9 protein-coding genes are annotated in these 11,336 nt (G+C 74.7%); 6 read left to right on the forward strand and 3 right to left on the reverse strand.

Going from position 1 to position 11,336, the window contains the following annotated elements; genetic code table 11:
* Positions 1-148 precede the first annotated feature (148 nt).
* Both FNQ90_RS03980 and FNQ90_RS03985 read left to right on the forward strand, forming a co-directional pair.
* Positions 149-1,459: a PP2C family protein-serine/threonine phosphatase gene (locus FNQ90_RS03980; protein WP_182604987.1), complete on the forward strand. Its 1,311-nt coding sequence runs from the start codon at positions 149-151 to the stop codon at positions 1,457-1,459.
* Positions 1,460-1,585: 126 nt separating this feature from the next.
* Entirely contained in the window at positions 1,586-2,206 is a 621-nt protein-coding gene (locus FNQ90_RS03985; protein WP_182604995.1) for an NADAR family protein, read from the forward strand.
* A gap of 80 nt (positions 2,207-2,286) precedes the next feature.
* On the opposite strand, the gene dacB is transcribed toward FNQ90_RS03985, so the two are convergent.
* Both dacB and FNQ90_RS03995 read right to left on the reverse strand, forming a co-directional pair.
* On the reverse strand, positions 2,287-3,948 hold the full coding sequence (dacB, locus tag FNQ90_RS03990) for a D-alanyl-D-alanine carboxypeptidase/D-alanyl-D-alanine endopeptidase (protein ID WP_182604988.1): 1,662 nt from the start codon (positions 3,946-3,948) through the stop codon (positions 2,287-2,289).
* A 150-nt stretch (positions 3,949-4,098) separates the two neighbouring features.
* A complete protein-coding gene (locus tag FNQ90_RS03995; protein WP_323379768.1) occupies positions 4,099-5,001 on the reverse strand; it encodes a PhzF family phenazine biosynthesis protein in 903 nt (300 codons plus the stop codon).
* A gap of 260 nt (positions 5,002-5,261) precedes the next feature.
* Between FNQ90_RS03995 and FNQ90_RS04000 the strand changes: the two genes are divergently transcribed.
* From FNQ90_RS04000 to FNQ90_RS04015, 4 genes are all read left to right on the forward strand, one after another.
* Complete coding sequence (locus FNQ90_RS04000; protein WP_182604990.1) at positions 5,262-6,734, forward strand: multidrug effflux MFS transporter; 1,473 nt, start codon at positions 5,262-5,264, stop codon at positions 6,732-6,734.
* Positions 6,692-7,852: a serine hydrolase domain-containing protein gene (locus tag FNQ90_RS04005; RefSeq protein WP_182604991.1), complete on the forward strand. Its 1,161-nt coding sequence runs from the start codon at positions 6,692-6,694 to the stop codon at positions 7,850-7,852. Before FNQ90_RS04000 ends, FNQ90_RS04005 begins: the two co-directional genes overlap by 43 nt.
* Positions 7,849-8,898: a small ribosomal subunit Rsm22 family protein gene (locus tag FNQ90_RS04010; RefSeq protein ID WP_182604992.1), complete on the forward strand. Its 1,050-nt coding sequence runs from the start codon at positions 7,849-7,851 to the stop codon at positions 8,896-8,898. Before FNQ90_RS04005 ends, FNQ90_RS04010 begins: the two co-directional genes overlap by 4 nt.
* Before the next feature lie 292 nt (positions 8,899-9,190).
* Positions 9,191-9,931: a bifunctional DNA primase/polymerase gene (locus FNQ90_RS04015; RefSeq protein ID WP_182604993.1), complete on the forward strand. Its 741-nt coding sequence runs from the start codon at positions 9,191-9,193 to the stop codon at positions 9,929-9,931.
* Positions 9,932-9,993: 62 nt separating this feature from the next.
* Here FNQ90_RS04015 and FNQ90_RS04020 read toward each other — a convergent pair whose 3' ends face one another.
* Positions 9,994-10,971, reverse strand: coding sequence for a hypothetical protein (locus tag FNQ90_RS04020; protein WP_182604994.1), 978 nt, complete (start codon positions 10,969-10,971; stop codon positions 9,994-9,996).
* Positions 10,972-11,336: the final 365 nt, after the last annotated feature.

The following is an 11,336-nucleotide window of genomic DNA, read 5'->3' on the forward strand; positions in this document are numbered from 1 at the left end:
GCCCCGACGTCCCGCCTCCCTCGGCCCACGGGAGGGAGCCCGAGAGGTCCCCTTCCCGACCCACCGGTGGGCGGTCCGGCCCGGAAAGAGGCAGGGTGGAGGTCCCGGCATCGGGCCGGGAGGAGGACGGCTCCCCGGAGGAGGCGCGGTGGACGCCCACGATCTGGACGACGTCCTGGAGGGTGCGCTGAGCCGGCTCGCGCTCCTCGCCGAGGTCACCACGGCCATGGGAAGCACCCTCGACGCGGCCGAGGCACTGCGCCGGGTGTGCCACATCCTCGTCCCCCAACTCGCCGAGTGGTGTGCCGTGGATCTGTTCGAGGACCCGGACGGCGAGGACGGGCACGGTCTGAGCCGGGTGGCGGTGCTGCACCACGACCCGGACGCCCTCCCGGCCGGGGTGACCACCGGGCCGCTGTCCCCGCCGCCCCGGAGCGCGGCAGGACCGGCGGCCCGGGTACTGCGCGGCGCCGGTCCCCTGCTGGTCACGGACCCGCCGGAACCCACCGACCCGCCGTCGGTGGGTTCCCCGGAACTGCTGGGCCGGGTGCCCGCCGGGTCGGCCGTGGTGGCCCCGCTGCGGGCCCGGCGCCGTGTCCTCGGCGCCCTCACCCTCGCCCGAACGGACGAACGTGAACGACCCTTCGACCGCGACCATCTCGAACTGGTGGACGATTTGGCCCATCGGATCGCTCTGGCGGTCGACAACGCCCGTCTGCACCGCGAGGTGCGGTACACCGCCGAACAGTTCCAACGCGCCCTGCTCCCCGACCTCCCGCAGGTGGACCGTCTGCGGCTGGAGGCGCGGTACGCCCCCGCGCGGGCCGAGGCCGCCGAGATCGGCGGTGACTGGTACGACTGCTTCGTGCTGCCCACCGGCAACACGGCCCTGATCATCGGCGACGTGACCGGCCACGACATGCGCGCCGCCATCGCGATGAGCCAGTTGCGCAACATGCTGCGCGGTATCGCCTGTGACCGCCAGGAACCGCCGGGGAAGATCCTCGGGCGCCTCGACGTGGCCCATCACACCGTGTCCCGCACCACCGCGACCTGTCTGTACGCGTACCTGAGCGGCCCCGTGGAGGGGCCGTGGGAACTCCACCACTCCGCGGCCGGCCACCCGCCGCCGCTGCTGGTCGGCCCCGAGGGCGACACCCGCTACCTGGAGGGCGGACGGGGCATGATGCTGGGTGTCGCCTCCGGAAACGTCCGCCCCAGCACCACCGATCGCCTGCCCGCCCGTTCGACGCTGGTGCTGTTCACCGACGGGTTGGTCGAGCGTCGGGGGGAGAACATCGACCTGGGGCTGACCCGCCTGCGCCAGCACGCGGCGGCCCTGGCCCGCGAGTCGCTGCCGGTGTTCTGCGACGAACTGCTCGCCGGTCTGCTGGTCGACCACCACCCGGACGACGTGGCCCTGCTGGCCCTGCGGCTGCCCTCCGGCCGCGACGCCTGACGCGCCGGCGGCCCGGCCCGGGCCGCCGGAAAACCGTTGGGTCCGCCGGATGGTCGGCCGGCAGGATGTGCGGCGGCCGGTTCGCGGGACCGACCGGGACCGGAGACGGGGAACGGGGCGGTGGCGATGGGTCGAGCCGAGGGGACGGAACGGGCACGCCCGGGCGACGTGCCGCGACTGCCGGCGACCCGGGAGGAGGCGGAGGCCGCCGAACGCCAGGGGCGCCACCTGCGCTTCCTCTTTTTCTGGGGTTCTTCCGGGGACTACCGCCCCTGCACCGACGACACGCCGGGTCCGGCCTGCCTCAGCCAGTGGTGGGAGGCGCCGTTCACGGCGGACGGCCACACCTTCCCCACCGCCGAACACCACATGATGGCCCACAAGGCGTGGCTCTTCGGTGACGGGGAGACGGCGGAGCGCGTCCTGGCCGCCCGGCACCCCGGCGAGGCCAAGCGGCTGGGGCGTGGGGTCCGGGGATTCGACGAGGAGGAGTGGCAACGCCGGCGCCGGGGGATCGTGGTGCGCGGCAACCTCGCGAAGTTCGGGGCCCGGGCCGACCTGCGTTCCTACCTCCTCGGCACCCGGCACCGGGTGCTGGTGGAGGCGAGTCCCCTGGACCGGGTGTGGGGCATCGGGCTCACGGCCGATGATCCGGCCGCCGGTTCGCCCGCGGCCTGGTGCGGGGCCAACCTGCTGGGATTCGCCCTGATGGACGTCCGCGCCGCGCTGTCGCCGCGGGGCTCCTGACACGGCCCCCACGGCCGGCGCCGGGCGGAACCGCCGCCGGGGCGGGGGCCCGTCGCGCGGCGGGCCCCCACCCCGGCGGATCAGCGCTCCCCGCGCCGGACGGGCCGGGCGGCGGTGATCCGGACGGTCGGGGTGTGGGAGACGGCCTCGGCCTCACGCGGACCGCCGGGACCACCCGGTTTCCCCGGTTTCCCCGGGTCGGGCTTCGGCGGGGTCGTCCCGCCCCCGGCCAGGGCGGTGACGAGCGAATCCACCACCTCCCGTGCGGCGTCCTGCTCCCGCACCCCGTTCAGCAGGACGGCGAAGGCCAGCTCCCGTCCACCGGCGTCGGTGGTGTACCCCACCAGGCCCTCGACGCCGGGTAGTTCACCGGGAACCGCCCGGGTGACGCCGGCCGCCGGCCCCTCGCAGAGCCGTTCGGCCAGGGCCCCGTCGGCGGCGCAGGCGGTCGGCAGCGCGTCCCGCCACGCCGGGTACCAGAAAGCGTCCCGCACGCCCAGCAGGACATCGGTGAGCCCGTGCGCCTCGACCAGGTTGTCCCGCGACAGTCCCGACCCGTCCGCCTGCCGGGGGATGGGCTCCGCGAGGCCGAGGTCGGCCAGGGCCCCCGCCATCACCGTCAGGCCCTGCTCCGCGGTGCCGACCCCGGTGTGTTCCCGACCGAGGCTCCGCAACCACGCCTCGGCGTGCGGGGCGTTGGGATGGCGCAGCAGGTGGCGTGCCATCTCGGTGATCGGCGGGGAGGAGTGGTCGGCCACCGGATCGAGGTACCCGTGCACCTCCTCGTCGACCCGCAGGTCACCGAGGACCTCCACCCCCGCGTCGGTGAGAGCGGCGGCGAACACCTCGCCCACGTGGCGGTGCGGGTCCGGTACCGGCAGGTGGGTCACGACCGGATCGGCGCCCGGGGCCATCCACCCGTCCACCACGAGCGTGCCGTCCCCGGGGTTCCGGTACGTGACCGTCCGGGTTTCGGAGGAGGTGATCGCGCGCGGGTCCACCGGGACGGCCGGGGAGGCCGGGTGGATCGTCACCGTCGGCGGTGACCACCCGTCGACCCCCGCCTCGACGGTGAGCCGCACCGTGTTGGTGAGGTACCGGACGCCGCCCTCCCCGGGGACCGGGTCGGGGGAGAGCGTCAACTCCGAGACGGGGGCGCCGGAGGGTGTGCCGAGGTCGTCCACGGTCCAACCGGTGCCGTACCGGTCGGGGGAGAAGAGGCTGCCGAAGGCGCCGGAGGCGATCACGAGGTCCCCGGTGACGGTGGTGATCCCGACGTCCGCGACCTGCTCGGCGAGGTCCCGGTAATCGGAGACGGTCGTGGTGGGGTCGCCGTGTCCGCGCAGCACGAGGTCGACGGTGCCGGGCGTGGCGCCACCGGTCTCCACGACCTCGGTGCGCCAGCGGTAAGGCGCCTGTGCCTCGTGGCGGGGGCCGAGGCGCTCCAGAGCGGCGGCGGAGGTCGCGATCATCAGGGTCTGCGCGGGGGTCAGGTGGTCCCGGCCGCTCCGGTCGTACAGCACCGCCCCGGTGTCGGCGTCGCGGACGACGACGGCGGTCCGGGCGCCGGCCGTGCGGGGGTCCTCCAGCAGGGCGTCGATGACGGTCCTCGGGAATTCCGCCCCCGCGCCCGGTGGCGGGGCGGCGGGGGCGGCCCCACCGCCGGGCAGCAGCACCAGGAGGGACGCCGTGGGGACGCTCAGGAGGCGCAGCGCGGTCCGTCGGTACGGGTGTCTTCTCATGACACCGATTCACCGACACGCCGCGGGCGACGGGAAGGTGGACGGAGGCGGGTTCCGCCGTGAATACGTTCCCGCCGCACCGTCGCCCGGGTCAACGGTACGAGGGACGCGCACCCCCGGGACGCGGGGGACGACCGCGCCCGGAGGGCGTCAGGGCGCCGGGATGCGGGCGGCGGTCCCCGACACCCGGACCCGCGGGTCCCCGGCGCGGAGTTCGACCGAGAGCACCGAGGGCCGACCCATCTCCACGCCCTGGTGAAGGGTCAGCCGGGCGTCCCCGGGGACCAGTCCCGCCGAGCGCAGGTAACCGCCCAGCGCCGCCGCGGCGGCACCGGTCGCGGGGTCCTCGACCACTCCGCCCACCGGGAAGGGGTTGCGCACCAGCAGGGTGTCGGCGGCCGGCCGCCACACCAGGGTCACGGTGGTCAGCTCGTGCGCGAGCATCAGCCGGGTGAGGCGGTCGGTGTCGTAGCCGATGTCCGCCAACCGGTCGCGCCCGGCGGCGGCCAGCACCAGGTGCCGGGCCCCGGCGAAGGCGATCCGGGGCGGGATGGTGGGGTCCAACTCGCCCTCCGACCAGCCCAGGGCGGCCAGTACGCCGGCCACGAGACCGTCGGGCGCGGGGAAGTCCTCGGCCGGGACGCTGGTCAGGGTCGCGACCGGTCCCTCCGGCCCCCGGGTGACCGTCACCGGCACCACGCCCGCCGGGGTGGCGAAGACCAGTTCCACGGGGTCCGCCGGCTCGTCCGTCCCGGTCGCGCCGGGCGCCGGCCCGGCCCCGGTCATCCGCTCCGCCGTCGCGACCGCGGAGGCGATGGTGGCGTGACCGCAGAACGGCACCTCGGCGAGCGGGCTGAAGAAGCGCAGGGAGAAGCCGCGTCCCGCCGGGGCGTCGAGATCGGGCGGCGGCGGGGCGAGGAAGGCGGTCTCGGAATACCCCAGTCGGGCGGCGAGGGCCTGCCGTTCGGGGTCGGTCATGTCGCCCGAGTCGAACACCACCCCGGCGGGGTTGCCACCCCCGGGGTCGGTGGAGAAGGCGGTCAGGTGCAGCACCTCGCGCCCACCCGTCACCGAATGGCCGGGAGACCCGGGAGATTCGGCGCCGTGGGGCGGGGTGTCCGGGGAGTGGACGAGGGACGCGTCGGGACCGGTGTCGGGATTCATAGTGGTCGGTAACGACCGGCCGACCGGGGGTATTCCGGGCCATTCGGGGCACGGCCGCCGACGCCGGGCCCGGGCCCCGAAAATCACCGCCGTCACCCATATGGTCATGGGATGATTGGCTGGTTCCTGCAAACATCCGGAGAAGGCGCATGTCCCAGCCCGGTCCCTTCCGCGAGACCGACCCCGACCCCGACCGCGAACCGTTCGCCCCCGGCCCCGTCGCCGGGGCGCCCGGGGACACCTCCCGCCGGCCCGGCCCGGCCGCCGACGTGACGGTCCGCACATCCGACGCGTGTGTCACCACCGTCGAACACGATCCCATCCCCGACATCGCCGTCGGAGCCCTCCCGGCCGGTGGGGAGAAGGCGACCGCGCCACTCTCCCCGCCCATCTCCCGGCGCCGTCGCGCCGGGATCCTGATCACCCTCATCCTCGGCGGCCTGACTGCACTGCCGCCGCTGTCGATGGACCTCTACCTGCCCGCGCTCCCCGAGATCGGCGGGGTGATGGACACCGGCGCGGCCAATGTCCAGCTCACCCTCACGGCCTGTCTCCTGGGCCTGGGACTGGGCCAACTGATCACCGGCCCGATGAGTGACCAACTCGGCCGCCGCAAACCGCTGATCGCCGGCATGATCTGCTACATCGCGGCCTCGGCGGCCTGCGCCTTCGCCACCTCCATCGAAATGCTCATCGTCTTCCGCACCATTCAGGGCCTGGCCGGGGCGGCGGGTGTGGTCATCGCCCGCGCGATCGTCCGGGACATGTTCGACGGCCTGGCCATGGCGCGGTTCTTCTCCACCCTCCTGCTGATCTCCGGGGTGGCGCCGATCCTGGCGCCCGTGGTGGGCGGTCAGCTGTTGCGGTTCACCTCATGGCGCGGGCTGTTCATCCTGCTCGCCGTCGGTGGCGTGGTCCTGGTTCTGATCGTCGTCCGGCTGCTGCCCGAGACACTGCCGCCGGAGCGCCGCACCTCCGGGGGCATCGGGCCCGCCCTGCGCGACATGCGGGAGCTGTGCCGCGATCGGTTCTTCCTCGGCCATATGCTCACCTGCAGCTTCGCCTTCGCCGCCCTGTTCGCCTACGTCGCCGCCTCGCCCTTCGTCGTCCAGGAGCTCTACGGGGCCTCGCCGCAGACCTTCAGCCTGCTGTTCATGGTCAACTCCATGGGGCTGATAGCCATGAGCCAGGTCAACGGTCGGATCCTGGTCGGTCGGGTGTCGCTGAACGCGGTGATCGTGGTCGGCCTTGCGATCATCGGACTGGCCTCGGTGGCGCTGCTGCTGATGACCCTCGGGGTGTTCGGGGAGGTCGGCCTCCTCCCGCTGGCCGTGGCGCTCTTCGTACTGATGTCGGCGATGGCGCTGGTGCTGCCGAACTCCAACTCCGAGGCGCTGCTGCGCACCCCGCACGTGGCGGGTTCGGCCTCCGCCCTGCTGGGCGCCGCGCAGTTCTTCATCGGGGCCGTCGCCTCGCCGCTGGTCGGCGTGGCGGGCGAGGACACCGCCGTTCCCATGGCGGTCGTCCAGTTGACCACCACGGTGATCGCCGCGGTCTCCTTTTTCGTACTGTGCCGCCCATGGCAGCGCAACTCCCCCCGGAAGACGGCCGACCTTCCCTGACCCCCGGGCCCGGGGAGGAAATCGGCGATCCGACCCTTGAACTGGACGCCCTGCGCCGGGAGGTGGACGACCTCCCGCGCGGGGAGCCCCCGTGCTGCGGCGGGGTGGTGGTGCTCGCCGGGCGCGGCCCGGTCGACCTCCTCCACCACGCCGCCGGATGGGCGGTGCGCTGGGCCGACCGGGACCGCGAACTCCCCCGCGAGCGGTGGGAGCCGGTGCGCCCCGACACCCCCTTCGACCTGGCCTCCCTCACCAAACTGTTCACCGCGGTCCTCGCAGTCGGTCTGATGGAGGAGGGAGAGCTCGCCCCGGACACCCGGGTCGCCGATCGACTGCCGGAGTTCGGGGCGGCCGGCAAGGGGTCGATCACCGTGCGGCACCTGCTCGCCCACACCTCCGGCCTGCGCCCCGAACTCCCGCTGTACGACGCGCCGCCCGGCCGCCGTCTGGAACCGCTGTGGCGGGAGAGTCCGCTCCATCCGCCGGACACCGTCCGGATCTACTCCGACCTCAACCTCATCGCCCTGGGCGTCCTGCTGGAGCGCGTCACCGGACGCCGCCTCGACGCCCTCCTCCGCGAGCGGGTCACCGAACCCCTCGGCATGGGTAGCACCCGCTTCGGCCCGGTGCCCGGCGCGGCGGCGACCGAGGACCAGCGGCGGCCGGTGGCCAAGCTGGACCGGGGGATGGTGCGCGGCGCGGTCCACGACGAGAACGCCTTCGCCCTGGGTGGCGTCGCCGGGCACGCCGGGCTCTTCTCCACCGCGGCCGACCTCGGTCGGCTGTGCCGAGCCCTGCTCGCGGGGGGCGGCCCGATCCTCGCCCCCCGTTCGGTCGGTCTCCTGCTGGACCCGCCGGGCCTCGCGTTCGCGGTCGACCAACCGTGGTTCATGGGAGCGCTCGCCGGGCGCGGCGCCGCCGGACACACCGGCTTCACCGGGACCTCCCTGGTCGTGGACCGGGCCACGGACGCCTTCCTGGTCCTGCTGGCCACCACGGTCCACCCCGTGCGACCCTCCCGCCCCGACAGCCGGTTCCGGGCGGCGGCGGCCGATCGGTTGGCCCGGGCGATCGCCGCCGGGGCCGGGGAATCGACCGACCGTAGAATCGGCGGGTGAACGGCACCACCGCACCAGCCCCCGCCGACCGCCTGCGCGCCGCCCTGGAGACGCTGCTGGACGGCCTGCCCGAACGCGGCACCGCCGAGGCGGTGGAGCGGCTGATCCACCACTACCGGGGCCGCACCCCCACCGACGCCCCGATCCTGCGGGACCGCGCGGACGCCGCCGCCTACGCCGCCTACCGGATGCCCGCCACCTTCGGCGCGACCTCCGCCGCGTTGAGCGCCCTCGCGGCCCGACTGCCGGGATGGTCGCCCACTTCCCACCTGGACGTGGGCGGCGGCACCGGCGCCGCGGTCTGGGCCGTCGAGGCGGTCTGGTCGGGCGGGCGCCCGATCACCGTCCTGGACTGGGCCGGGCCCGCGCTGGACCTGGGTCGGGAGCTGAGCCGGGGCGTCGGGGCGCCCCCGGGGCTGCGCGCCTCCGAGTGGCGCCGGACCCGCCTGGCGCCCGGACTCGAACTGCCGACGGCCGAGCTGATCACGGTCTCCTACGTCCTGGGCGAGTTGACCGGGGAGACCCGCGACGCCCTGGTGGACGCCGTCGCGGGGACCGCGGGCCGGGTCGCCGTGTTCGTCGAGCCGGGCACCCCCGAGGGCTTCGCCCGGATCCGTCGGGCCCGGGAACGGTTGATCGGGGCCGGGATGCGCCTGCTCGCCCCCTGCCCGCACGACGGGGAGTGCCCGATCGTGCCCGGCGCCGACTGGTGCCACTTCGCCGCCCGGATCGGCCGTTCCGCGCTGCACCGCCGGATCAAGGGCGGGGAGCTCGGTCATGAGGACGAGAAGTACTCCTGGGTGGCGGCGGCGCGTCCGCCGCTGCCCCCGGGCGCGGCTCCGGCCCCCGCCCGGATCGTGCGGCGCCCGCGCGTCCGCAAGGGACTGGTCCTGCTGGACCTGTGCACCCGGGACGAGGGGCTGCGGGAGCGGACCGTCAGTCGCCGGGACCGGGAGACGTACCGGGCCGCACGCCGCGCGACCTGGGGCGACGCGGCGGACTTCCCACCGACCGGCGGAGAGGCGGCTCCCGGGGCCGACGGGTGAGCGGCGCCTCCCACCCCCGCCCGGCGGGTCCCGTCCGGCCGGGCGCGGGTCATCGGCCGTCCACGGGATCTCCACCGGGTGGTCGTGAGGTGTCCACCAGGTGTTCGGAGAGTGTTCGCCGTGGAGTCATGAAGCGGCGGAATCATGCCACCGGCATGACACCGGTGTGACGAACATGTCACCGTTTTCGACCTTTCGGCGTCCTGCGGATTACCCATTCCCGTCGCGCACAGGGCAGGATGGTCGGACAACGGCCACGCGGACCTCGGAGAAGTGAGGCGGTAGTCAGCCCATGAAACGCGAGCGCGGTTTGCCCCGCTGGATGCGGTCCCGTGCGGCCCGACGCGCCGCCGGGGCGGACGCCGCCGCCCGGGCCAGGGAGGACCTGCTGCTCGCCGCCGCAGCCGCCGGACTGCCGCTGGCACCCGCGGCCCACCCCGACGGGTACGGCTGTTCCTGCGAGCGCATCGGCTGCCCCACCCCGGCCCGGCACCCCCTCTCCCCGGCCTGGCAGACCCAGGCCGGCACCGACTCGGGTCGGGTGCTGCACTGGTCCCGCGCCGAGCCGGAGGCGAACTTCGTCACCGCCACCGGCCGGGTGCACGACGTGCTGGACGTCCCTCTCGCGGCCGGTCGCGCGGCCCTGGAACGACTCACCGCCGCGGGCGTGGAGGTCGGTCCGGTGGCGCTGGTCGAACAGGACGAGCGGATGCTCTTCTTCACCGCCACCCGGGGCACGCCCGATGACGAGGACGAGTGGTGGCCCTGCGAGCTGGACTGCCACCCCGAGACCATGGCCGAGCACCCCGGGCTGCGCTGGCACTGCCGGGGCAGTTACGTCCTGGTGCCGCCGGCCCGGCTGCCGGGGCCGATCGGGGCCGGCTCCGCCGCGCCCGCCGTCACCTGGCTGCGCGGTCCCGAGTACCCGCTCCCCGATCCGCTCTCCCTGCTGGGCACCCTCACCGACGCCTGCGCCGCCCACGCCGAACAGCACCGTGACGACCACCCGGCCGGGGCCTGGCCGGTCCGCTGACCCGCCCGTCATCCGGGCTTCGCCGCCACCCCGGCGCCGCGGCCCTCACGGCGTCGGCGCCCTCAGCCGCCCTTCGCGCCGACCGTCATCGCGATCCGGGCGAGCACCCGGACCGGACCGCCCTCGACGGGCACCGCGGCGGCCTGGATCGACAGCCGCTCCGAGGTCACCGAGCGCTCGGCCGTGCCCTCCATCAACGCCTCCACGTACTCGTCCACCACGGGCGTCTCGCCCTCGGCCCAGGTCTTCTTCTCGTGGTGGTGGGAGGTGAAGAAGACCAGCGCGCCGCCGTCGACGGTGCGCAGCCCCACCGGGGCGTGGGCGGCGGCCTCCGCCTTCAGGTCCCGGTACTGCACCACGAACTCCGGACGGGTCCCCTCCTCGGCCCGGCGCTCCACCTCCCCCGTGGTGTGCCGCCCCTCCGCGAAGACGATGGGCCCGCCCCCGGAGGCATCATCGGGAGCACCGTCGGTGGAGCCCGACCCCCGGGCGAGGAACTCCGCGTAGGCACCACTCAACCGATCGGCCTCACCGGCCACCGGAACCGCCTCGGCCCAGCCGTCGCCGTCCACCAGGAGTTCGGGGACCTCCTCCGGGGGCACCACGGCCAGGTAGGAGGCGCACCACTCCTCCTCGATCGAGTTCCGGGTGAAGACCAGCAACCAGCGGTTCGCGTCGCCCTCCCGTCCGCTCTCCGCGTCGGCGAGGAAGAATTTCGGCCATCCGGCCTGCCGGGGGATGGCGAAACGCGCGTCGGTGAAGTCCAGCGGCCGGTAACGGGGGTTCCCCTCCGGGTGCACGGCGCTTCTGGCCCGGTGACCGGCCTGGTTGATCTCCCCCAGGGGGCCGGTGTCGATCTCCGGGTTCAGTTCGGCGTCGTAGACGGGGTTGGCCTCGTTGCCGATGGCGGCGTAGCGGGCCAGTGCCTCCGCCGCCTCCTGTGGGGTGGTCGCGGGCACCACGGAGTTCTCCCCGTGCACGCGTACGCAGCCGCTCACCAACAGCGCCGTGACCGCCAGGAGCGCGAACAGCCGCGCCATCGGCCCGGCGTTCGTCCGGCCCGTCGTCCGCACCGCCCCCATCGCGACCTCCCCGCCGCCGGCGCGCCGGTTCCGACGCGTCCCGTTGATCGTTGACCGGTTCCCCGTGGTCCCCCGTGGTGACACCCCGCCGGGATCGCCGGCCGGATCCGCGCGGTCGCCGGCCGACCACGGGCCCCCGGTGACCACCGCGTGAGCCCATGCATCGTATCCGTGTTCGTGGGGGCGTTCGGCATGGGATGATCCCCCGACCCCGCCCGGGGCGGGGGAACGGGCCACCGACGGATCAACGGAACGACGGATCGGTGAACCGACGGATCGCCGCCCGGAGCGGGCGGACGCGTCGTGATCGGAGGGGGACGGGG

The sequence above is a fragment of the Streptomyces alkaliphilus genome (assembly GCF_014141535.1).
Classification (GTDB): domain Bacteria; phylum Actinomycetota; class Actinomycetes; order Streptomycetales; family Streptomycetaceae; genus Streptomyces; species Streptomyces alkaliphilus.

Coding starts and splice junctions, on each gene's coding strand:
- FNQ90_RS03985 (WP_182604995.1), top strand. CDS start 1,586: ATGGGTCGAGCCGAGGGGACGGAACGGGCACGCCCGGGCGACGTGCCG.
- FNQ90_RS04005 (WP_182604991.1), top strand. CDS start 6,692: ATGGCAGCGCAACTCCCCCCGGAAGACGGCCGACCTTCCCTGACCCCC.
- FNQ90_RS04020 (WP_182604994.1), bottom strand. CDS start 10,971: ATGGCGCGGCTGTTCGCGCTCCTGGCGGTCACGGCGCTGTTGGTGAGC.
- FNQ90_RS04015 (WP_182604993.1), top strand. CDS start 9,191: ATGAAACGCGAGCGCGGTTTGCCCCGCTGGATGCGGTCCCGTGCGGCC.
- FNQ90_RS04000 (WP_182604990.1), top strand. CDS start 5,262: ATGTCCCAGCCCGGTCCCTTCCGCGAGACCGACCCCGACCCCGACCGC.
- dacB (WP_182604988.1), bottom strand. CDS start 3,948: ATGAGAAGACACCCGTACCGACGGACCGCGCTGCGCCTCCTGAGCGTC.